The organism is Micromonospora echinospora (assembly GCF_900091495.1).
GTDB classification, from domain to species: domain Bacteria; phylum Actinomycetota; class Actinomycetes; order Mycobacteriales; family Micromonosporaceae; genus Micromonospora; species Micromonospora echinospora.
Map to the genome: position 1 here is coordinate 2,039,831 of NZ_LT607413.1, position 22,301 is coordinate 2,062,131.

The following is a 22,301-nucleotide window of genomic DNA, read 5'->3' on the forward strand; positions in this document are numbered from 1 at the left end:
TCCGGCCGTCAGGCGGTCCGGTTGGTGGTCCAGCGCTGGGTCGGCTCGGTCGTGGAGCAGGTGGCCAGTTCGAGCGCCACGAGCGCGCCGGTGGACGCCCCCGCCGCCTGGACGCAGAGACCGGACGACGCCTTGATGTGGTAGGTCAGCCCGGTCAGCGCGGTGAAGGTCCACCGCTGCGCGGCGGCACCGGAACAGCTCGCCTGCACGACCGGGGTGCCGACGGTGGTCGCGCCGCCCAACGGGGTGAGGCACTTCAAGCTGTGGTTGTTGGTCAGGGTGTAGGTGCCGCCGGTGGCCGAGGTCATCTTCCACTGCTGGTTGGCCTCGCCGTTCTGCGGCCACTGGATGACGGTGGCGTTCTCGGCCTCGCTGAAGCCGAGCACGTCGAGGGCGAGGTTGGTGCCCGAGCCGTCCACCACGTCGTTGGCGAAGATCATTGTTGCGCCGTTCTCGGCCGCTCCGGCCGCCGCCGTACTGCTGTTGGTGGTCACGCTGAGCGGCTGCGAGTCAACCGACGTACGGGTGACGCCACCGTGGGTGACGCGCTGCCGGACGGTGTAGGTGGCCGTGGTGTTCGTGGCGAGGCCGGTGAGCCGTACGGACGTGCGCCAGCCGGGGACCGTGGCCACCACCGTGCCGTTGCGCAGCACCTGGTGGTCGACGGTGTGACCGGAGCCGACCGGCTTCATGCTCGGCAGGTAGCTGAGCACCAGCGAGGTGCCCTCCACGTCCGTGGCCCGCAGCACCTGCGGAGGCAGGGCCGGGATCGTGGTCATCGGCGACACCGAGGTGCCCGCCTGGAGGTACCGGCTGTCGGTCGCGGCGTTCCAGTGCGTCGGCAGGTAGCTGCCCTGCGGACTGACCGCGAAGTAGTCGTCCCGGCCGCAGTCGAGCAGCCGCACGGCGAGCGGGTCGGTGCAGACAGTCGGGCTGTCGCTCTGGCAGAGCGTCTCGTTGCCGTCGGTGCAGTGCCCGCCGCCGTCGAAGTGCGGAGCGTCCGCCTGGACGCCACCGAGGGCGTGGGTCAGCTCGTGGGTGAACGTGTGCCCGGTGAAACAGGACGGCTGGAAGGCGACCCAGGACGTCACACTGTTGCGCTGGTTGCCGGTGCCCGGGGCGCTCGGGCTCGTGATCGGCTCCGAACTCGCGCCGGCGCAGTTCACCCGGTGGTTCTCGAACAGGATCAGGTAGTTCCGGTCGTCGGCGTCGTACCCCAACGACCGGAGGTGGGGGACCAGGTTGTCGGCGGCGTCGGTGCCCGCCGGCACCTGCACCTGGTCGATGGTGAGGTGGCACCCGGTGCTGCCGGTCAGGAACCGGATCCACCGCTGCGCGCCGTCACGCTTGGCGCTGTCGTTGACGTTCTGCTGCGCCACCCAGGCCGCCGCCCGGATCGCCGGCTCGCGCTCGGCGAACCGGCTGCTGCCCGGTTCGTACGCGTAGAGCACCTGCACCCGATGGCCGCTGGTGCCATTGTCGACGCACTGGAGAGGCGGTGCCGCCGCCGTTCCCCCGGGGATGGCGGCGGCGGGCGCGGTCGGTGCGACCGCCAGCCCGACAGCCACCGTCATCGCCGCCGCAAGCACCCCCGCCAGGTGTCCGTACCGTCTTGCCTGTCTCATCCGGCGTCCTCTCCCCGTGGCCTCCGACAGGCGCCGGCGGTTCCTCCACAATGAGGACCGGCAGCGATCGGAGTCGTCACGAAAAATCTTGCGGATTCACCTCCGCAGGATTGTCAGCACGTCGATGCTAGTCGATATATATCGACGACACTTCCGCTTCGAGACATGCCCCACAACGACACCTCGGATGCGAGCGCTGGCGTTCCACTCGACACGCTCCGCGCGGCGAGATCGCCGTCGTCGCCGCTGGCAGTTACCGGTATCGGCAGGCCGCAACGGGTTTCCCGCCATCCAGAACCGGCCAGCCAACTCGGCAACCCGGCCGAGAACTCCGTAACGCCCCTTGATCGACCCGGATTGCGGAATCTCGGCGTATCGCCGAGCGTCAACGCCCCAACATGCCGCAATTTGAGGTCGTCACCGGACCGTACGACAGATCCGGGCCGCTGAGAACGCCGGCCCGGATGGTGCTTCGGAGCGCCACACCGGGTTCACGTTGACCGTCAGAAGGGGTGCGTGCCAGGCTGCCCCGAGCCGCTGTATCAGGCCGTACTCGCTCCTGACGTTCCTGAGATTCGCTCCGGCGAGAAAATCGATCACCTTGTCGTGGACCATCCGCTGGTCAAGTAACTCGACGTGGAGGGACGGCACCTCGACCACGGGGATCTGGGTGAACGGACCTGGTGTGGACTCCGCCGCGGTGACAGTCGGCAGGAAGGCGACCACTCGCACGCCTGGAATCGGACACATGGTCTGAAAGCGATAGAACGGCGCGCCTTCTAATAGCGAGCGGACGAATGGCTCGTCTGGGCGGTCGTCGGTTTCGGAACCCAGGTTCGCGAGGGTGTACAGGGCGCGTAACAGCCAGCCGGTGGCTACTCCGTAGCCGGAGTCGGCGGTCGGTGGCGGATAGTACGCCCGGCCGGTGCGGACCAGCGGGCTGAGCATCAGCAGCGCTGTCACCGGTGACTTCGGGCTTCGCAGGTAGGTGCGGGCCACCATCGCCCCCTCGCTCTCCCCGATCAGGGCGACCGGCCGGCCGGTCCGCCGGTGTACGGCCTCGACCTGCGCGGCGAGCATCTGCGCGCTGGACTCCAGGGACTGGTGGGTGGCGCTCGCCCGGTACGGCAGCGGACGACCACCCGAATCCAGGCCGTTGTACGAGAATCGCTCCACGTTCGGATCCGCCGAGGGCCGGCCATCGTACGCGGAATTGTGTCCAGCCAGCAGGATCACCGCATAGGGCACCCGCTGGGGTAGCGGCTGGGTGAAGATCGGTGGCGAGAAGGTGCTCGTCGCGCCGCCGCGCTGGGTGAGCGCCTGCGCCACCAGCGGGATGGCCAGGGTCAGCACCACGACGATCGGTACCACCGGCACCCGCCGCAACCGCACGTGGGAGGGGAGCACGGCCGCCCGCACGGTTCGGTTCCACATCAGGCCGTTGATCATCCCGACGGCCACGGCGACGACCGGCGTCCACGCCTCATCCGCGCTCCACACCAGGCCCCCGGCGACGGTGATGACCACGAAGTTGAGCAACGACCAACCGGCCAGCTCTGCCGTTGGCAGGCCACGCCACCAGCCCGCACCCACCGCCATCCGCTGTAGGAACGGAGCCAGTATCACCATGGGGATCAGCGAGGCGAACAGCACCCAGGAAAGCGACACCACCGACGCGGCCACCGCAAGCGCAGCGAACGGCGCGACGATGACAGCCGTCAACGCCGCCACGCCGAGATTGCGCAGCAGCAGGTCCCGCCATGCTGGCCGGGGCCTCCCGGCCGGCCAGGACAGGCCGACCAACGCTGCGGACAGCGCTCCGCGCACCACGATCGCCCCCACCAGCCCGAGCCCGAAAGCCCACCAGGACTGGTGGTAGACGAACAGCCAACGCATGTCGTGGTAGGAGTCGTACGGCCAGACCGCCGAACTCTGCCCGATCAATCCCTCCGCCTGCCGGAACCCGATCAGCACCAACACGAGAGACTCGGTCAGCGGGACGGCGGCGGCGACCCCGAGCAGTGCGAGCAAGCGCCGACGGCTCAGCACCCCTCCTCCTTCACGCAGGCGAGGCTTCGCACCAATTCTTCCGCGTTCCCGATCTCGATGAGGACGCTTTGGTCAGCCTCGACACCGGGACGACTGACCGGGGGCGGGTGCCCGCTCCGGCCGCGTGCCCCGGACACGCCGGAGCGGGTACGGCCGTCCCGGGCAGCCGCCGTTCACGTCCGTTGCCGTCGTTACCATTCCCGGCCCCTGCGGTCGTTCCCGGTGCCGGCGTGGCAGGGTTGCGGTATGTCGACGTCGCCCCGGGTCCGCGCACCCGAGCTACGGGGCCGCCAGTGGTTGAACACCGGCGGCCGGAACCTGACCCTGCGGGACCTCCGGGGCCGCATTCTTCTGCTGGATTTCTGGACCTTCTGCTGCGTCAACTGCCTCCACGTCCTGGACGAGTTGCGCCCGCTGGAGGAGAAGTACGGCGACGTGCTGGTCGTCGTCGGCGTGCACTCCCCGAAGTTCGAGCACGAGAAGGACCCGGACGCCCTGGCGGCGGCGGTCGAGCGGTACGGCGTGCACCACCCCGTCCTGGACGACCCCGAGCTGGACATGTGGCAGCAGTACGCGGCGAAGGCGTGGCCGACCCTGTCGGTCGTCGACCCCGAGGGTTACGTGGTCGCCACCATGGCCGGCGAGGGTCACGCCGAGGGGCTGGCCCGGCTGATCGACGAGTTGATCGCCGTACACGAGGCCAAGGGGACGCTGCACCGGGGCGACGGGCCGTACGTGCCGCCGGCGGAACCGGAGACCACGCTGCGCTTTCCCGGCAAGGCCGTGGTGCTCGACGGCGGGAACCTGCTGGTCTCGGACTCGGCCCGGCACTCGCTGGTGGAGCTGGCCCCCGACGGCGAGACGGTGGTCCGCCGGATCGGCACCGGCGAGCGGGGCAGCGCCGACGGCCCGGCGGGCAGCGCCACCTTCTCCGAGCCGCAGGGCCTCTGCCTGCTGCCCACGCACGTCGCCGAGGTCTCCGGGTACGACGTGGTGGTCGCCGACACCGTCAACCACCTGCTGCGCGGCGTACGGCTCGACACCGGCGAGGTGACCACCGTCGCCGGCACCGGCCGACAGTGGCGTTCGACGGTCGACGACCACGCGCACGACGCCCGTTCGATCGACCTCTCCTCCCCCTGGGATCTCGCCTGGTACGAGGACCGGACCGTGATCGCGATGGCCGGCATCCACCAGCTCTGGTGGTTCGAGCCGGTCAAGCGGACCGCCGGCATGTACGCGGGCACCACGGTCGAGGCGCTGCGGGACGGCCTGCTGGCCGAGGCGTGGATGGCCCAGCCCTCCGGGCTCTCCGTCTCGGCCGACGGCCGGCGGCTCTGGGTGGCCGACAGTGAGACCAGCGCCCTCCGCTACGTCGAGAACGACGTCCTGGGCACGGCGGTCGGTCAGGGACTCTTCGACTTCGGGCACGTCGACGGTCCGGCCGACCAGGCGTTGCTCCAGCATCCGCTCGGCGTGTGTGCGCTGCCCGACGGCTCGGTGCTGGTCGCCGACACGTACAACGGGGCGGTGCGGCGTTTCGACCCGGCGACCCGGATGGTGTCGACGGTCGCCGACGGTCTGGCCGAGCCGAGCGACGTGGTGTTGACCCCGGCCGGTGACGTCCTGGTGGTCGAGTCGGCCGCGCACCGGCTGACCCGGCTCGCCCCGGGTGCGCTCTCTGCGGTCGGGGCGAGCACGGTGGACGGCCCCCGGCACCGGACCGAACGTCCGCCCACCGAGATCGCCGCCGGTGAGGTGACCCTGGACGTGATCTTCACGCCCCCGCCCGGTCAGAAGATGGACGAGAGCTTCGGCCCGTCGACCCGGCTGGTGGTCTCGGCCTCCCCGCCGGAGCTGCTGAGCGAGGGGGCCGGCGCCGGCACCGACCTGTCCCGGCGGCTGGTGGTGGACCCGACCGTCCGGGCCGGTGTGCTCCAGGTGACCGCCCAGGCGGCCACCTGTGACGTGGCCGACGAGCACGGGGCGTGCCACCTGACCCGGCAGGACTGGGGGGTGCCGGTGCGGGTGGTCGACGACGCTCCGGCCCGACTTCCGCTGGTGCTGCGCGGGCTGGACGCCTAGTACTGCAGTGACCAGGGCCGCAGGCATGTCTGCCCTGATCAACTAGGCTGGCGGAGCCATCACACGTGAACGAAGGACGCATATGGCCCGCCCATACAAGCCCGGACCAAAGCAGTTCGTCTTCGCTGTCGGCGATGGCAACGATCAACAAGTCTCGGTGGGCGACCCTCAGGAGGCCTACGTGGCGTTCTCTGCGTTCTTCCGGGGTCGAGAGTCTGACACCTACACCATCAAGGATGAATCGGCGAGGCAGAGTTTGGTACTCATGCCCCGTCTGGGGGTGATCTCCCGGATCAAGGATGCGGACCAACCTCGGTCGGAACACCTCCAGGTCGACCGGGGCAACCGCTACCTTCCGAGCGCAATGCTGTTCTTCGAGAACGGATATGCCGGCCTCGACTACTTCGGCCAGTGGTTCTCCGAGCTCGCCGACCTCGACGCGTCACCGGAGACCCGCGGTGCCGCCCGCGCCGCCACGATCACGACGGAAGCAGCGGCAATCGAAGAAGTCGGCCGGATCTGGGCAGATTCCGGCAGCGTCGACCCGAGCGACCGGTACTACGTCTTCTTCGACTCGCATGATGTCGGCGATGACCGAGCCGAACGAGCCGAACTGCTCCAGTTGATCGAATTCCTCGGTCTCGAACGAGTCGACGCCCCGGCCGGGGCCGCCGGAGGCGAAGTCTGGGTGCGCACCGACCCACGCCTCGACGTCGAATGTGCACGGTGGTCGTGAACGGATGGTGCAGGGTGGTCGCGACATCGCCGTGATACTCGCCGTGGACCCGAAGCGACCATTTCCAGCCGGTGCCGTTCCGGGGAAGCCGGAGCTATGAAAGACATCGTTTTCACACGTAGCAGCGGCTGGATCCCGAACGTGATCCGCGAGGACGGCGAGCTGAAGCTGATGCTCGCCGCCGGGGCCGACGCCAACCATGAGCCTCGCACGTTCACGTTCCCGATCGGGGAGGCCCATCTTGCGGTGATCCGGGAGGACCTGGCTAGACACCTGCTGCTGTGGAGTGCGGTCCTTCCGCTGTGCGACGCCGCCGGAACCCGGGGCCGGCTCGACGAGAACGCTGCCGTCGCGCTCCTGGACCCGGTCCTGCTCTCCTCTCCTGCGGACGTCGACGCGCTCTTTCGGCGCATCCGGTGGGACAGGAGCCGGCTCGTGGCCCATGGCGCCGACATCGATCTACTTGAGCACGGCCAGGTCTGCGAGGCGATGCGCGCGGCGACGGAGGGGTCGAACGAGAAACGTGCTCAGGAGTATCACGCGGACCGCCGTCGCGCCGAGCGCGGAGCAGTCCTCGGGCCACTCGACGCTGAGATTCTGAGGTACACGGGCCAGTATCTGCATGGCGCGACGGTTCCAAGGCGGATGCCCGATGCTGTCGACCCCGCGCTGCTGCCCCAGGTCATGCGTGTGATCGCCACCGCAGAGCAGGCGTGCGCCGGGATGCGGATCGGCCTCGACCCGCGGCGGGGAAACCGGGCCACGGACAAGCGCGACTGGAATCGGATGGCGGCGACGGTCGACGCGGCTGTGCGCCGCGCATACCCCGAACTTGTCGACGACGCGGTGCGTACGGTGAGCTTTCTGATGTGCTCGGAGGCTGTGGACCGATCCAGGAGCACACCGGTGGAAGACGACGAGGAGGCTGCCGACGACCACGCCGACCTCGGTGCCAGTGCGAAAAAGACGGCCCTGTCGTTCACCGATGACAAGGGCGGCGAGAAGAAGTGGCTACGGGACGGTCCGCGCACTGCCTCCGCCGAGTTCTGGGAGTTCGTCGCCGATCGCTCTGCCGCGGACAACGAAGTGTTCACCATCGAGGACGAGGAGATGGGCGAGGGGATCCAGTTGCACTTCTACGCGGACTCCATCGCCCGGATCACGACCGTGCGACACGGGGAAGCCGGGTCGGATCCGCAGTACCAGGTCGAGTACAGCCTGGTCGACGGGATCGGCGGGTACCGGAAACTGGTGAGCGCCTTCGTCCGCGGCGGCTGCGCCGCACTCGAACAGCACGGTCCCTGGATGTCGGATGTCGCCGAGTTCGAGCGCGCGCGTCGTCGGCGCGACGCCCGGTAGCCCCAGAGGGAACCCACGCCCGCGCCGTTCTGCGCCGCTGTCGGCTGCGGAGGCCCTCTCGTCTGCCATGGCGTGGTCCGTTGGACCGGATCGACGTCCTGTCCAACGGACCACACCCAGGTCAAACGCGGAAATCTACGCAGTCCCGGCGGGCACCCCTGGCGCTGGTCAGACGCCGATGTTGGCCTGCGGTCCGGCGTGGGTGCGGACCAGGTTCGGCACCTCCGAGGCCGGGTCGAGCCGGTACGAGTAGAAGCTCGACGGGGTGAACGCCGACCCGCCGGTCTGCTGCTTGCCGCTGCTGTTGACCACGATGCTGCCGCTCTGCCGCAGCTGGGCGGCCGAGTCCTTGTAGTACGGGTCGATCACCCGGTCGAAGTAGGTGTTCTCCAGGACCATCCTGGTCGCGCCCCGGGAGTAGTTACCCTGCCCGGTGTTCTGCATGTAGTTGTTGTAGAGGTGGGCGTAGGCCACGTTGTCGGTGCTGGGCATCCGGACCCGGTTGTCCCGGATCCAGTTGTGGTGGATCGTCATCCGGGCGGTGACGTTCTCGGTCCAGCCGATGCCGAAGGTCTTGTTGTTCTCGGCGAGGATGTTCCACGACACGGTGAGGTTCGTGGTGTCCTTGCGGCTGTCGATGAGGCCGTCGTTCATCCGGGTGATGTGGTTGTGGTCGATCCAGATCCGGTCGGCGGTGTCCATCTGGATGCCGTCGTAGTCGAAGTCCTTGTCGTCCGGGTCGTCGGACGCCACCCGGGTGTCCCGGATGGTCAGGTTCCGGATGATCACGTTGCTGGTGCCGGCACCCAGGAAGAAGCCGCCGCCGACGATCTGACCGTTCTTCCCGACTCCGACGACCGTCTTGTTCGACCTGATCGGGATCTCCTTGCCGTACGGCGTCACGGTGATCGTGCCGTTGACCCGGATGATGTGCGGGGTGCTCGCGGAGGCGTACCGCTCCAGGTCGGCCTGGGTGGTCACGGTGACGGTCGTGCCGCCCGCCCCACCGGTGGTGCCGGCAGCACCGGCGAAGCCGTCCGGGATGTTCGGGTACGGCAGCGCCGGCGGGGTGGTGGGCGGCGGGGTGGAGCCGGTCGGGTTGAACCGCCACTGCATCCGGGCGATGTCCGCGCAGGGCTCCTGCACGATCGGGTTGCCACCGGCCGTGGAACCGTCCCTGTTGCTGACGCACAGGCCACTGGACGCGCTCCGGATCAGGTACCGGTCCGTCGTGGCACCGGACGCGGTGAACGTCCACGTCTGGTTGGGCTCCGCGTGACAACCCCACTGCCAGAGCTGCTCACCCGACGTGGTCGACGAGTACGGCACGTCGACGCACCTGCCGCTGTTGACGTTGACCAGACCGAACGCACCGTTCTGCGAGGTGACCCGGAACTGCTGCGCGCCGGCCGAGGTGTCGCAGGCGAGCTGGGCCAGCAACCCGGCGTTGCCGGTCGACGCGCCGACGACGTTCACGCACTTGCCACTGGACGCGCTGGCCAACGTGTAGACACCGTTGCTGACCGGCGCTGCCGCCGACGACGCCGACGCGCCGATGACGACGACACCGACGAGGGCGGCGGGAACCGCCGTCAGGACCGCGCCGGCGGCGGCCAGCCGGGAACGTTTGGGACTCTGCTTGATGCTCATCATGGCTCCGGGAGAGGTGGTGGTGTGGTGGGTGGAGGTGGTCACATCGGGTTCCAGCCGTCGGTGCCGGCCAGGTACCGCTGCGGGGTGTAGTTGGCGGCCTGCGAGTCGCTGAGCTGGGGCCGGTTGCCGTTGACCGTCGCTCCGCTCCCGGTGTTCCGGTACTCCAGGAAGCGGGCGTTCTGCCAGGTGGAGTCGCCCATGTTGGTCCACGGCTGGGAGTTCCTGATCGTCCCGCTCAAGTTCGACTCGCGGTACAGGACCTGGGCACCCTGCCGCCACGGCCGGCCGAGGTTGGTGTTGTTGCTTCCGGTGCCGGTGATCGTTGACCGGTAGAACAGAAAGCCGTACGCCTTCTCGGCGGGCGTGCTGGCCGCGGTGATGGTGCCGCCGCTGGACCGCTTCTCGTGCAGCGTGGTGCGGTCGATGACGATGGTGCCGCCGCCGAAGATGAAGTCGACCGTGCCCTCGACGTACGAGTTGACCATGTACGCCCGGGTCCGGTCGTTGACCAGGAACGTGTCCTGGTCACCGAGGAGTCGGACGTTCCGCAGCACCGCCCGGTCCGCGTTGAGGTGCAGCGCGACCGCCTGGTGACCGCTGCTGGTCGAGTTCTCGTCGAAGTCGTTGGAGATGGTCAGGTTCTCGGCGACGAAGTTGGCGCCGTCGACGAACATGCTCGCGCTGCCCGAGGTGCCGTGGCTGTTGGCGGAGTTGTTGAAGACCAGCACGGTGTTCGACGGGCCGGATCCCAGACCCCGCAGGGTGATGTGCGGCTTGTTCGCCGGCACCCGGACGACCTGCCGGTAGGTGCCCGGCTTGATGGTGATGGTGACCCGCTGGGTGTTGTTGGCCGGTACGGCGTCGATCGCGGCCTGCACCGTGCGGTACTGGCCGCTGCCGTCCGCCGCCACCGTCGGGGTGCCGCTCGGCGGCGGGGTGGTGGGTGGGGTGGAGCCGGTCGGGTTGAACCGCCACTGCATCCGGGCGATGTCCGCGCAGGGCTCCTGCACGATCGGGTTGCCACCAGCCGTGGACCCGTCCTTGTTGCTGACGCACAGGCCACTGGACGCGCTCCGGATCAGGTACCGGTCGGTGGAGGCGGTCGAGGCGGTGAACGTCCACGTCTGGTTGGGCTCCGCGTGGCAACCCCACTGCCAGAGCTGCTCACCCGACGCGGTGGACGAGTACGGGACGTCCACGCACCGCCCGCTGTTCGTGTTGACCAGGCCGAAGCCGCCGCCCTGCGCGACGACCCGGAACTGCTGGGACCCCGCAGCGGTGTCGCAGGCGAGCTGGGCCAGCAGCCCGGCGTTGCCGGTCGACGCGCCGGTGACGTTGACGCACTTGCCGCTGGACGCACTCGCCAGCGTGTAGACACCGTTGCTGACCGGTGCCGCCGCCGACGACGGCGACGCCGGAAGGTTCACGATGCCCGCGACGACGACCGGCACCGCGCCGAGCGCGGCCAGCCGGAGCCATCTGGATCTTTGCCGCATATGGCCGATCTCCTGTCTGTGTGCAGCCCTCTTCGGATGACTGCTGTCTGGCTGTGGCATGGGTGCGCTGCCCCGGCAGCACCCACCGCACAGGAGAGGTGGTGCCGTGCTGCGGGTGCCGCTGCCCAGGCAGCACCCACCGCACGGACCGTTACCGGTGTCGCCGCTCGGGCGTACCGGCGAGATGACGAATCGCGTGGCCGTCGTATGGCAGACGCGTCGCGGGCCGACCGACAACACAAAATCAGCGGAAAATTTCTCGGGCCGCCCGCATCCGGCTGGCCACGCCGTCGACCCTCCTGATCGGTACGGCAGGACCGGGTCGGTCAGTCGGCCCCGGCCATCGCCGCGAGGCGGCGGGCGAGCAGGGCGGCGGCCTCCCGCAGCTCCGGGGGCTCCAGCACCTGCGACTCGAAGCCCAGCCGGGCCACGTGCGCGGCGAGCCAGTCCAGGTCGTCCCCGCCGACGACGAGCACGCACCACCCGTCGCGGTCGTCCTCGACCCACCCCACCTGGGGTGGCACCAGCTCCCGCACCTGCTCGGGCCGGGCGTGCACCCGCACCCGGGCGAGATACCGGTACGGCGCCCCGGTCACGGAGCGCTGCACGTAGGCGACCGGGTCCGGGTGTTCGCTCGCCCGGAAGCGCCAGGTCGTCGCCACCACCTCGCGCATCCGGTCCAGCCGGAAGGTGCGCCAGTCGTCGCGGTCGACGTCCCGGGCCATCAGGTACCAGCGTCGGCCGGTGGTGACCATTCGCACCGGCTCGACCGTGCGCTCACGTTCCTCGCCGTCGCGGCCGGCGTACCGGAACCGCACCCGCACGGCGTCGCGGCAGGCCCGCGCGAGCGTCACCAGCACCTCTGCGTCGATCTCCACCGCCGGGCCGACCAGGGTCTCGGTCGCGCCGTGCACCGCCCGCACCTCGGCGCGCAGCCGGGACGGCATCACCTGGTCGAGCTTCGCGAGCGCCCGCAGCGCCGCCTCGCCCGCCCCGGCGACCGTGCCCCCCGCCGCAAGCCGCAGGGAGACCGCCGTGGCGATGGCCTCCTCGTCGTCGAGGAGCAGCGGCGGCAGTCGGGTGCCCGCGCCGAGCTGGTAGCCGCCGCCGACACCCGCCGTCGCGTGCACGGGGTACCCGAGCGCGCGCAGTCGCTCCACGTCGCGGCGTATCGACCGGTCGGTGACCCGCAGCTCGGTGGCGAGTTCGGCGGCGGTCCAGGACGGTCGCCGTTGCAGCAGCGCCAGCAGCCGCAGCACCCGCTCGGTCGTCGCCTCGACGCTCATGCGCCGATCGTCGCACGAATCACGGAACGATCCTGTCCGCTATTCGCGGGAGGGTGGCAGCATGACCGACCAGAACTGGAACGCTCTGCTCCAGCACCAGATCGCCTGGCACTGGACCAACCATCTGCGCCCACGCCTCGACGGACTCACCGACGACGAGTACCTCTGGGAGCCGACGCCCGACTGCTGGAACGTGCGCCCACGCGGCACCGGCACCGCACCGGTACTCGCCGGGTCCGGCGCGATGACCATCGACTTCGCGATGCCGGAACCCGATCCGACACCGTTCACCACGATCGCCTGGCGACTCGGGCACGTGATCGTCGGCGTGCTCGCGGTGCGCAACACCGCGCACTTCGGTCGCGTGCCCACCGACTACCAGTCGTTCGAGTACGCCGCGACCGCGGCCGAGGCGCTGGCCCAGCTCGACGCGGAGTACGCCACCTGGCTGGCCGGGGTCGAGTCGCTCGGCGAGACCGGCCTCGCCCGTCCGTGTGGGGAGGCGGAGGGGCCGTACGCCGAGCATCCGATGGCAGCGCTGGTGCTGCACATCAACCGCGAACTGATCCACCATCTGGCCGAGGTGTGCCTGCTCCGCGACCTCTACCTGCACACTGGTCAGAAGACCCGACGGGAGGCGAGCTGAGATGAGCCGCGACGTCCAGATCACTTTCGACTGCGCCGACCCGGCCGGGTTGGCGGCGTTTTGGGCCGACCTCCTCGGCTACCGGTTGCAGGCCCCACCCGGGGGCTTCGAGACATGGGACCAGGCCCTGGCCGCCATGGGCGTGCCGCCCGAAGGACGCAACGACGCCTCGGCGCTGGTCGACCCCGAGGGCTCCGGGCCACGCCTGTTCTTCCAGCGGGTGCCGGAGGGCAAGCAGGCCAAGAACCGCGTGCACCTCGACGTACGCGCCGCCCCCGGGCTGACGGACGACGCGCGGATGGCGGCCCTGGAGGCGGAGGCCGAGCGGCTCGTCTCCCGTGGCGCCACCCGGCTCCGCCGCCACGAGCCCGCTCCGCCGCTCGGCACCGGTCACATCGTGATGGCCGACCCCGAGGGCAACGAGTTCTGCCTCGACTGACGGGCAGCGCGTGCCGACGGTCCGTCCGGCTCACCGGACCCCTTCGGCTCACCGGCCGGTCACGCCGCGCTGAACGGGCGCAGCGGCACTCCGGCGTCGATGAGGGCGGCGCGCACCAGGGCCGCCGCCTGCACCGCGCCGGGGGTGTCGCCGTGCAGGCAGATCGACTCGACCGGGCAGGGGACGACGCTGCCGTCCACGGTGGTCACGGTTCGTTCGGTGGCCATCCGGACGGCCCGCTCGGCGATCTCCTGCGGGTCGGTGACCAGGGCGCCGGGGGCGGAACGGGGCACCAGGGCCCCGTTGGCGAGGTAGCCCCGGTCGGCGAAGCCCTCGGCGACCACCCGGAGACCGGCCCCGGTGGCGAGTTGGGCGAGCACCGAACCGGGCGGGCAGAGGACCGGCAGGTCCGGGTCGTGGTCGACGATCGCGGCGACCACGGCGGCGGCCTGCGACTCCTGGCAGGCGGCGGCGTGGTAGAGCGCGCCGTGCGGCTTGAGGTACCGGACCCGGGTCCGGTACGGCCGGCAGAACGCCTCCAGCGCGCCGAGCTGGTACGTGATGTCGTCGCGCAGTTCGTCGAAGGCGTACTCGATGTGCCGGCGACCGAAGCCGGCGAGGTCCCGGTAGCCGACCTGCGCGCCGACGGCGACCCCGCGCTCGGCTGCGGCGGCGCAGACGCGGCGCATGGTGGAGGGGTCGCCGCCGTGGAAGCCGCAGGCCACGTTGGCGGAGGTGACCACTTCCAGCAGCGCCTCGTCGTCGCCGAGCCGCCAGATGCCGAAGCCTTCTCCGAGGTCAGCGTTGAGGTCCATGGAACCTGACGGTAGTCCCCGGACGGGCCTGCGCGAGCGGGGTGACGTCGTCCACCACCCCGATGACGGGGTATCCGCCGGTGGTGGGATGGTCGGCGAGGAAGATCAACGGCTGGCCGTCGGCCGGCACCTGTACCGCCCCGAGCACGATCGGCTCGCTGGGCAGTTCGCCGGCCACCGCGCGGGGCAGGGCTGCGCCGACCAGTCGCGCGCCGATCCGGTCGCTCACCGGGCTGATCTGGTACGGGGTGTGCAGCAGCCGGTCTCGGGCGGCGGGGGTGAACCAGTCGTGCCGGGGGCCGGGGCGCAGGGTCAGCCGTAGTTCGGTGGCCGGGGCCGGGGCGGGGGTGAAGTCCACCGGTGCGGGCGGGCCGGAATCCGGGGCGAGGGGAAGCCGGTCGCCGTCCCGGACCCGGGGCGGGCCGAGGCCGGAGAGGGTGTCGGTGGCACGGCTGCCGAGCACCGGTTCGACCGCGATCCCGCCGGAGACGGCGAGGTAACTGCGCAGCCCGTGGCGGGCGGAGCCGATGGTCAGCACCGCCGAGGCGGGCAGCGACAGCGGGCGTCCCGGGTCCGCCGGTCGCCGGTCGACCCGTACGTCGGCCTCCGCGCCGGTGACCGCGACCGTGGCGGCGCGGTGCAACCGCACCGTACAGCCGGTGAGGGTGATCTCCAGGCCGGCGGCGGACTCCGGATTCCCGACCAACCGGTTGGCCAGGCGCAGCGCCGCCGCGTCGAGGGCTCCCGACCGGGGTACGCCGAGGTGCGCCCAGCCGGGTCGGCCCTGGTCCTGGACGGTGGTGAACACCCCGGCCCGGAGGATCTCGATCACGCCGCCTCCAGGCGGACCCGGCTACCGGGCACCAGGGTGGCGGGCGGGTCGGCGCGCACGTCGAACAGCGGAAGGTCGGTGCGGCCGACCAGTTGCCACCCGCCGGGCGAGGCGGTCGGGTAGATCCCGGCGTACGGCCCGGCCAGGGCGACCGATCCGGCGGGCACCCGGGGACGGGGGGTGTCCCGGCGGGGCACGGTCCACTCCGCCGGAAGCCCGGTGAGGTACGCGAACCCGGGCGCGAAACCACAGAAGGCGACCCGGAACTCGGTGCCGGTGAGCCGGCGGACCACCTCGGGCACGTCCACGCCCCAGTGGTCGGCGACACGGGGCAGGTCCTCCCCGTCGTAGCTGACGGGGACCCGGACGGTGCGGACGCTGCCGCTGCGGACGGCCGCCCGTGGGGTCCAGGTGGCGATCCGGGCGGCGGTGGCCGTCGGGTCCGGCACCCCGTCGAGCAACACGGTGGTGGCGGCCGGGACGATCTCGACGGCGGTCAGCTCGCCGGCCTCCCGGCGGCGCCAGAGTTCGGCCCGCCAGGCCTCGACCTGCCCGGCCGAATCCATCCCCGGCCGCGCCGCACCCGTGGAACCGGAGCCCGGGTCGAAGCCGGCCTCGGCCTCAGCTTCGGCCTCAGCTCCGGCTCCGGCTCCGGCTCCGGCTTCGGCTTCGGCTTCGGCTTCGGCTTCGGCGCAGTCGATCAGCAGCGCGTGCGCGCCGACGGGACGGATCCGCATGCCGCCATCCTCGCGGACGCAGGGCAGGCCGCGCACGGGCCGACGCGCGCCGCCGCCTGTGCCTGTGCCTGTGGAATGTCCTCGCAGAGGTGACGCATTCCACTACCTACAAGTAACTTACGGTGCCGTAACCTGATGGCGTGACCACCCCGACCAAGGTACGGATCAGGCCGGTCGACATCGGCAAGCCGCGGATGCGCGGCTGGTTGCACACGTACGCCTTCTTCGTCGCACTGGTCTGCGGCATCGTGCTCTGCTCGATCGCGGCCACCCGGCCGGGATGGGAACCGCTGGTCAGCTGCCTGGTCTACAGCCTCACCGTGTGCGGGCTCTTCGGCACCAGCGCGCTCTACCACCGGCGGGTCTGGTCGGAGCGCGGCTTCCAGGTCATGCGCCGGATGGACCACTCGATGATCTTCATGTTCATCGCCGGCACGTACACGCCGTTCTGTCTGCTGCTGCTCGACGACCGCACGGCGACGACCATGCTCGCCCTGGTCTGGGGTGGTGCCCTGGGCGGAGTGGCGGTGAAGCTGGTCTGGCCGCACGCGCCGCGCTGGGTCTCCGCCCCGCTCTACCTGGCGCTCGGCTGGGTCTCGCTGGCCATCCTGCCGGACATCCTGCACCGTGGCGGAGTCGCCGCCCTGGTGCTGCTGGCCGTCGGCGGCGCGATCTACAGCGTCGGTGCGGTCTTCTACGCGCTGCGCCGACCCAACCCGTGGCCGACGGTCTTCGGGCACCACGAGTTCTTCCACGCCTGCACGCTCGTCGCGGCGATCTGCCACCACGTGGCGATCTACTTCGCCCTGTTCGCCTGAGGTGGTAGCAGGGGACCCCTGTTACCACTTTCTGCCGAGCAGGGGTCCCCTGCAACCACCTGCAACCACCTCGCAGCCACCCCGGCGGAGGTGCTTCCGGGGCCCCGCGCGGCGCGGCGCGGAGCCCCGGGCGATCGAGCGGGGGTCAGACCTGGCGACCGGGGTGGCGCACCTCGCGGTACTCCTGGACGACGCGGTCGTCCCGCACCGGCACCACCCGCTCCTCGACGACGCGCTCGCGCGGCGCGGCCACGACCGTACGACGGCGGGTGTTCCAGAAGTAGGCGGTCATGATCAGACCGACCAGGCCGGCGAGCATCAGCACCCAGCCGACGGTGTTCAGGCTGAGCCAACCCAGGTTGGCGTCGACCGCGAATGCGAGGATCGCGCCCAGCGCGATGAGGAAGATACTGCTGCCGATGCCCATCGTGTCGCCCTCCTTGGCGTTCAGCTGGCGTTCCGTTACCGCCGCGGCCACTGGATGAGGTTGCGGCACACAACGACTTACCCGAGCGCGAAGATCGCCAATCAGGCAAGCTGACACCATGACGGACGGCAGGGCCAGCGCACGCACACTCGTGCTGCTCCGGCACGGGAAGGCGGAACGCCCGGAGGGCATCGCCGACTGGGAACGGGCGTTGACGGAACGCGGACACGCCGACGCCGTCGCAGCCGGCGCGTGGCTGGCCCGGCACGGCTTCCGGCCCGACGTGGTGGTCTGCTCACCCGCGCGGCGTACCCGGCAGACCTGGCAGGCGGCGGAAAGCGGCATGGCCGGGAGCGGACCGACGACGAGCGGGCAGGCCGGAGGCGGAACGGCATGGAACGGGACGACGGAAAGCGGGACGGCGCGGAACGGGACGGCGGAAAGCGGGACGGCGCGGAACGGGACGGCGGAAAGCGGGACGGCGCGGAACGGGACGGCGGAAAGCGGGACGGCCGGCGGGCCGGCAGGGACCGGACCAAAGCCCCGGGTCCGCTACGAGCCAACCGTGTACGCGGCGGAGACCGCCGACCTGCTGGACCTGCTCCGGGCCACCGAGCCGGACGCCCGCACGGTCCTGCTGGTCGCCCACAATCCGGGCATCTCCCTGGTGTCGATCGTCCTCGACCGGGCCGGCGCCGACCGGGAGGGACTGCGGACCAGCGGTGTCGTGGTGCACCGGGTGACCGGGGACTGGGCCGACCTCGGCACCGTGCCCGCACCGGTCACCGCACGACACACCGCCCGCGCCTGAGCGCGGGCGGCATGCGTCCCGCCGGGAATCGCCCTGCGGTGAGGGACCTGCTGCCGGCCCCTCCGGTCTGGTTCTGAGCCCCGGACCGGCGGTCACCTCATGACGGTGGGGCCGTCGGCGGCGGTGGGTCGGGAGGCGGGGGCATCATCGCGGTCGGATGGGACAGCCGGTTCTCCTCCACGATGAGGGTCCGGGCCCGCTTCCGCCGGTCCTGCCAGAACCAGAGCGTGGTGAGCAGGACGGCGAGGCCGGCGAGGATGAACACCCAGCCGACGGCACGCAGGTCGACCCACCAGACGTTGGCGCGTACGGCGAACGTCAGGATCGCTCCCAGTGTGATCAGAAAGATGCCGCTACCAATGCCCATGTGCGCTGCACTCCCCCGTGCGGTGGCTCTGGGCCTTGCCGGACACCGTCGTGTACCTCCGACGATGGTCCGGCACGCATACCCACCGTGACGGCCCCTACCCCACCGGGGCGCGGCCGTGGTGGCTGACCGGCTCCCACGGAAGTCACCTCCCGGCAGGACGTGACGGAGCGGAGACGACGACGGCCGGCGCGGGGGACGCGCCGGCCGTCGAGGAGGAATCAGGACATCGGGATCAGAAGGCCTCCTCCGGGAGGTCCATGAGGTCGAGGTCGGTGTTCTCGATGATCCGCCGGTCGGCCCCGATGCGGGGCAGCACCTCACGGGCGAAGAACTTCGCCGCGGCCACCTTGCCGGTGTAGAACGCCCGGTCGGTGGCGGAGACCTCGCCGCCCAGGGCGCGCAGTGCCACGTCCGCCTGCCGCTGGAGCAGCCAGCCGACCACCACGTCGCCGAGCGCCAGCAGCAGCCGACGGCTGCTCAGACCCACCTTGTACAGGGCGCGGGGCTCACCGGCCTGCGCCTCGCCCAGCCATCCGGTCATCACCCCGAGGATGTTCTGCACCTCGGCGAGCGCCTTGCCGAGCGCCAGACGCTCCTCCTTGAGCTGGCCGTTGCCGCCCTCGCTGGCGATGAACTCCTGGATCTCGCCCGAGACGGTCAGCAGCGCCTTGCCGTTGTCCCGGACGATCTTCCGGAAGAAGAGGTCGAGGCTCTGGATGGCGGTGGTGCCCTCGTACAAAGTGTCGATCTTGGAATCCCGGACGTACTGCTCCAGGGGGTAGTCCTGGAGGAAGCCGGAGCCGCCGAAGGTCTGCAACGACTCGTGCCCGAGCAGTTCGTACGCCCGCTCCGAGCCGACCCCCTTGACCAGCGGCAGGAGCAGGTCGTTGACCCGCTTCGCGGTCTCCGTCGCCGCCTCGTCACCGGCCGCCTCGCCGATCGCGACCTTGTCCTGCCAGGAGGCGGTGTAGCAGACCAGGGCGCGCAGACCCTCGGCGTACGCCTTCTGGAGCATCAGCGAACGGCGGACGTCCGGGTGCCGGGTGATGGTGACCCGGGGGGCGGTCTTGTCGGCCATCTGGAGCAGGTCGGCACCCTGCACCCGGCTCTTGGCGTACTCCAGGGCGTTCAGGTAACCGGTGGAGAGCGTGGCGATGGCCTTGGTGCCGACCATCATCCGGGCGTTCTCGATGATCATGAACATCTGCCGGATGCCGTCGTGCTTCTCACCCAGCAGCCATCCCTTGGCCGGGAGGCCGTGCTCGCCGAAGGTCACCTCGCAGGTGTTGGAGACCTTCAGACCCATCTTGTGCTCGACGTTGGTGGCGAAGACGCCGTTGCGCTCGCCCAGCTCGCCGGTCTCCTCGTCGAAGTGGTAGTTGGGCACCACGAAGAGGGAGAGGCCCTTGGTGCCCGGGCCGCCGACGCCCTCGACGCCGACCGGTCGGGCCAGCACGTAGTGGATGATGTTGTCGCTCAGGTCGTGTTCGGCCGAGGTGATGAAGCGCTTGACGCCCTCGATGTGCCAGGAGCCGTCCGGCTGCGGGACGGCGCGGGCGCGACCGGCGCCCACGTCCGAGCCGGCGTCCGGCTCGGTGAGCACCATCGTCGAGCCCCACCGCTTGTCGGCGAAGAGCTTGGCCCACTTCTTCTGCCGCTCGGTGCCCTCGACGTGCAGGACGTGCGCGAAGGACGGCCCGGAGGCGTACATCCAGACGGCGGCGTTGGCACCGAGAACCAGCTCGGCGAGGGACCACACGAGCGCCCGGGGCGCGTTGCTGCCGTCCAGCTCCGCCGGAAGCTCCAGCCGCCAGAACTCGGAGTCCATGAACGCTTGGTACGACTTCTTGAACGACTCGGGCAGCGGCGCGGTGTGGGTGGCCGGGTCGAAGACCGGCGGGTTGCGGTCACTGTCGGTGTAGCTGGCGGCCAGATCCTCGCGGGCGAGACGGTCGACCTCGGCGAGAATGTCACGCGCCGTGTCGACGTCCAGTTCCGAGAACGGCTCCTGGCTGAACGCCTGGTCCGCCCCGAAGACCTCGAACAGGTTGAACTCGAGGTCCCGCAGGTTGCTCTTGTAGTGGGTCATGATCACTGGCCCCGCTTCCGGACAGGTGTTACCGATCAGTAACCCCGACTGTATTACTCGCGGGTAGGCAGCGACAAGCCACTGACGAAAGTGACAGCGGACACACACCGGGCATTCAGCCCTCGGTGGCGCCGACCTCCCAACTCGGTACGGCCGCCGTCGCGTCGCTGCGCGGGCCCGCGTACTCCATCAGGACCAGGGCGATGTCGTCGTCGAGCCGGCCGTACACCCACTCGACCAGGGCGGTCTCCAGCGAGGCCAGGCCGTCGGCCACCGTCCCGTGACCGAGCAGCCGCCAGGCCCGGTCGGCGGTGGGAAAGAACTCGCCGTCCCGGCGGGCCTCGCCCAGACCGTCGGTGAAGAGCAGTAGCCGGTCTCCCGGTTCCAGCCGTTCCACCCGGGGCTGCACCACGGGCATGAAGCCGAGCGGGGGCGCGGGGGCGGGCGGTTCGAGCGGGATCACGCAACCCCGGCGCAGCAGCAGCGGCGGCGGGTGTCCGCAGTTGACGATGGTGAGCGTCCCGCCCCGCTCCTCGACCACCGCAGCGGTCACGAAGTCCTCGTCGCCCACGCTGCGCGCCACCGCCCGGTCCAGGTCGGACACGACGGCACGCAGGTCGGCCCGCTCGTGGGCCACGTGCCGGTACGAGCCGAGCACGATGCTGGCCAGCCGGACCGCGTCCAGGCCCTTGCCCCGCACGTCCCCGATGATCATTCGTACGCCGTACGGGGTGTCGATCGCCTCGTACAGGTCGCCACCGATCTCGGCGGTGGCCGTGGAGGAGATGTAGCGGGCCGCCACCGCCAACGTCCCGACCTGCGGGCCGAGCGGACGCAGCACCGCCTGCTGCGCGACCGACGCCAGTTTCGACAACTCGGCGATGTGCTCGGTCTGCCGCTGCCGGACCCCGGCCACCACCGTGGCGAGTACGGTCACCACCACGATCGCGGCGACACTGGCCGCGGTGTCCAGCGAGACGCCCGGCTCGGAGAACGCGAACGCCACCGCCGCGCAGGTGGCCGCCGCACCGGCCCCGAGCACCACCCGCCAGGTGGCGAACACCGCGGCGAGCACCGGCGCGGCAGCCATCAGGCCCAGGTAGTGGGCTCCACTGCCGTCGGCCGCCTCGACCGCGGAGATGAAACCGAGCAGGACGAGGGCCGCGCCGAGACCGGCGCGGGATCCGGGGCTCAGCGGACTACGGAACCGCTGCAAGGGATGCGTGCGTACGCAGCACAGCATGCCCTATGGAGGTTGATCAGCGCATGACGTTGACCCGTCGTCCGAGCCGGTTCTGACCGGGCGGACCTCCCTGAACAGCCGATGCGCGACCCGGCTCAGCCGAGCACCTCGTACGAGACGGTGAGGTGGCCGAGGTCGAGCGAGGCGATCGCGCCGAACGCCGCCCGGGACAGATCGATGCAACGACCGTCGATGAACGGCCCGCGATCGTTGATCCGTACGGTCACCGAGGCTCCGGTGGCGGGGTTGGTCACCCGTACCCGGGTGCCGAACGGCAGCGTCCTGTGCGCGGCGGTCATCGCCGACGGGTCGAAGGTCTCGCCGTTGGCGGTCATCTGCCCCTCGGCGTAGAACGACGCACCGCAGGTGCCGCTCGCGACCACCGTCGGGGCGGGCCGCTTCGGCGCGGCGGGCTTCGTGGTCGCCCGCTTCGACGGCGTCGAGGTCACCTGGGCCCGCGGCTTGCCCCGGGAGGCGGCCGTCGAACGGGCGGGCGCCGGGCTGGCGCTCGGCGACCCGGTGCCCTCCGGCGAGGGGCTGACCGTCGACGGGGACGGGACCGGACTCTCCGGCGAGGGCGGAGCCGACGTCGGGACCACCGGCGCCGGCCGGACGGCCTCCGGTTCCGCCGAGGTCAGGTGCACCGCACCGACCGTGCCACCGACGGCCACCGCGACGGCGACGGCAGCGGAGGCCGCGATCCCGGCGGGCGAGGAGAACATTCGATTCCGAGCGTGCCTGCCGGCCATCGACCAGTCCTTCCAGTTACCTGCAAATCGGATCGG

The 22,301-nt window shown here is 70.7% G+C and carries 19 protein-coding genes and 1 pseudogene; 7 read left to right on the forward strand and 13 right to left on the reverse strand.

All coding sequences use genetic code 11. From position 1 onward, the window contains the following. Nucleotides 1–8 precede the first annotated feature (8 nt). Nucleotides 9–1,625, reverse strand: a complete 1,617-nt coding sequence (locus GA0070618_RS09320; protein WP_088981290.1) for an RICIN domain-containing protein — start codon at nt 1,623–1,625, stop codon at nt 9–11. Nucleotides 1,626–2,042: 417 nt separating this feature from the next. Beyond that, nucleotides 2,043–3,671 carry an esterase/lipase family protein gene (locus GA0070618_RS09325; protein ID WP_088985400.1) on the reverse strand — a complete coding sequence of 543 codons (1,629 nt, stop codon included), beginning with the start codon at nt 3,669–3,671 and terminating at the stop codon, nt 2,043–2,045. 249 nt (nt 3,672–3,920) lie between these two features. Between GA0070618_RS09325 and GA0070618_RS09330 the strand changes: the two genes are divergently transcribed. The 3 genes from GA0070618_RS09330 to GA0070618_RS09340 all read left to right on the forward strand — a co-directional run bounded on the left by GA0070618_RS09330 (nt 3,921) and on the right by GA0070618_RS09340 (nt 7,854). Then, nucleotides 3,921–5,759 (forward strand): NHL domain-containing thioredoxin family protein, encoded by a 1,839-nt coding sequence (locus GA0070618_RS09330; RefSeq protein WP_088981291.1) that lies wholly within the window; start codon nt 3,921–3,923, stop codon nt 5,757–5,759. Nucleotides 5,760–5,841: 82 nt separating this feature from the next. Further along, a complete protein-coding gene (locus tag GA0070618_RS09335) occupies nt 5,842–6,495 on the forward strand; it encodes a hypothetical protein (protein WP_088981292.1) in 654 nt (217 codons plus the stop codon). 96 nt (nt 6,496–6,591) lie between these two features. Next, complete coding sequence (locus GA0070618_RS09340; RefSeq protein WP_088981293.1) at nt 6,592–7,854, forward strand: DUF6357 family protein; 1,263 nt, start codon at nt 6,592–6,594, stop codon at nt 7,852–7,854. Nucleotides 7,855–8,022: 168 nt separating this feature from the next. Here the strand turns inward: GA0070618_RS09340 and GA0070618_RS09345 are convergent, their stop codons facing one another. From GA0070618_RS09345 to GA0070618_RS09355, 3 genes are all read right to left on the reverse strand, one after another. After that, complete coding sequence (locus tag GA0070618_RS09345) at nt 8,023–9,549, reverse strand: RICIN domain-containing protein (protein WP_231931671.1); 1,527 nt, start codon at nt 9,547–9,549, stop codon at nt 8,023–8,025. After that, on the reverse strand, nt 9,546–11,003 hold the full coding sequence (locus GA0070618_RS09350; protein ID WP_088981294.1) for a pectinesterase family protein: 1,458 nt from the start codon (nt 11,001–11,003) through the stop codon (nt 9,546–9,548). Before GA0070618_RS09350 ends, GA0070618_RS09345 begins: the two co-directional genes overlap by 4 nt. 326 nt (nt 11,004–11,329) lie before the next feature. After that, nucleotides 11,330–12,289 carry a helix-turn-helix transcriptional regulator gene (locus GA0070618_RS09355; protein ID WP_088981295.1) on the reverse strand — a complete coding sequence of 320 codons (960 nt, stop codon included), beginning with the start codon at nt 12,287–12,289 and terminating at the stop codon, nt 11,330–11,332. A gap of 61 nt (nt 12,290–12,350) precedes the next feature. Between GA0070618_RS09355 and GA0070618_RS09360 the strand changes: the two genes are divergently transcribed. After that, nucleotides 12,351–12,935 carry a DinB family protein gene (locus GA0070618_RS09360; protein WP_088981296.1) on the forward strand — a complete coding sequence of 195 codons (585 nt, stop codon included), beginning with the start codon at nt 12,351–12,353 and terminating at the stop codon, nt 12,933–12,935. Between the two features lies 1 nt (nt 12,936). Then, a complete protein-coding gene (locus GA0070618_RS09365) occupies nt 12,937–13,374 on the forward strand; it encodes a VOC family protein (protein WP_088981297.1) in 438 nt (145 codons plus the stop codon). A gap of 59 nt (nt 13,375–13,433) precedes the next feature. Here the strand turns inward: GA0070618_RS09365 and GA0070618_RS09370 are convergent, their stop codons facing one another. Genes GA0070618_RS09370 through GA0070618_RS09380 form a run of 3 tightly spaced genes read right to left on the reverse strand, consistent with a single transcriptional unit; the run spans nt 13,434 to nt 15,758 of the window. Then, nucleotides 13,434–14,189, reverse strand: a complete 756-nt coding sequence (locus tag GA0070618_RS09370) for a LamB/YcsF family protein (protein WP_088981298.1) — start codon at nt 14,187–14,189, stop codon at nt 13,434–13,436. Beyond that, nucleotides 14,173–15,021 carry a 5-oxoprolinase subunit C family protein gene (locus GA0070618_RS09375; protein ID WP_088981299.1) on the reverse strand — a complete coding sequence of 283 codons (849 nt, stop codon included), beginning with the start codon at nt 15,019–15,021 and terminating at the stop codon, nt 14,173–14,175. The genes GA0070618_RS09370 and GA0070618_RS09375 overlap by 17 nt, the downstream gene beginning before the upstream one ends. Next, on the reverse strand, nt 15,018–15,758 hold the full coding sequence (locus GA0070618_RS09380; protein ID WP_088981300.1) for a 5-oxoprolinase subunit B family protein: 741 nt from the start codon (nt 15,756–15,758) through the stop codon (nt 15,018–15,020). Before GA0070618_RS09380 ends, GA0070618_RS09375 begins: the two co-directional genes overlap by 4 nt. A 194-nt stretch (nt 15,759–15,952) precedes the next feature. On the opposite strand from GA0070618_RS09380, the gene trhA reads away from it, so the two are divergent. Then, a complete protein-coding gene (gene trhA / locus GA0070618_RS09385) occupies nt 15,953–16,576 on the forward strand; it encodes a PAQR family membrane homeostasis protein TrhA (RefSeq protein WP_088985402.1) in 624 nt (207 codons plus the stop codon). A 145-nt stretch (nt 16,577–16,721) separates the two neighbouring features. Here the strand turns inward: trhA and GA0070618_RS09390 are convergent, their stop codons facing one another. Continuing rightward, on the reverse strand, nt 16,722–17,003 hold the full coding sequence (locus GA0070618_RS09390) for a DUF6458 family protein (RefSeq protein WP_088985403.1): 282 nt from the start codon (nt 17,001–17,003) through the stop codon (nt 16,722–16,724). Nucleotides 17,004–17,121: 118 nt separating this feature from the next. Here GA0070618_RS09390 and GA0070618_RS35470 point away from each other — a divergent pair. After that, nucleotides 17,122–17,385, forward strand: a pseudogene (locus GA0070618_RS35470) (SixA phosphatase family protein); the annotation flags it as partial. A gap of 526 nt (nt 17,386–17,911) precedes the next feature. Here the strand turns inward: GA0070618_RS35470 and GA0070618_RS09400 are convergent. From GA0070618_RS09400 to GA0070618_RS09415, 4 genes are all read right to left on the reverse strand, one after another. Next, entirely contained in the window at nt 17,912–18,181 is a 270-nt protein-coding gene (locus tag GA0070618_RS09400; RefSeq protein ID WP_088981302.1) for a DUF6458 family protein, read from the reverse strand. Between the two features lie 235 nt (nt 18,182–18,416). Continuing rightward, a complete protein-coding gene (locus GA0070618_RS09405) occupies nt 18,417–20,273 on the reverse strand; it encodes an acyl-CoA dehydrogenase (RefSeq protein WP_088985404.1) in 1,857 nt (618 codons plus the stop codon). Between the two features lie 115 nt (nt 20,274–20,388). After that, nucleotides 20,389–21,516, reverse strand: coding sequence for a PP2C family protein-serine/threonine phosphatase (locus tag GA0070618_RS09410; protein ID WP_088981303.1), 1,128 nt, complete (start codon nt 21,514–21,516; stop codon nt 20,389–20,391). Between the two features lie 95 nt (nt 21,517–21,611). After that, on the reverse strand, nt 21,612–22,265 hold the full coding sequence (locus tag GA0070618_RS09415; protein WP_088981304.1) for a septal ring lytic transglycosylase RlpA family protein: 654 nt from the start codon (nt 22,263–22,265) through the stop codon (nt 21,612–21,614). Nucleotides 22,266–22,301: the final 36 nt, after the last annotated feature.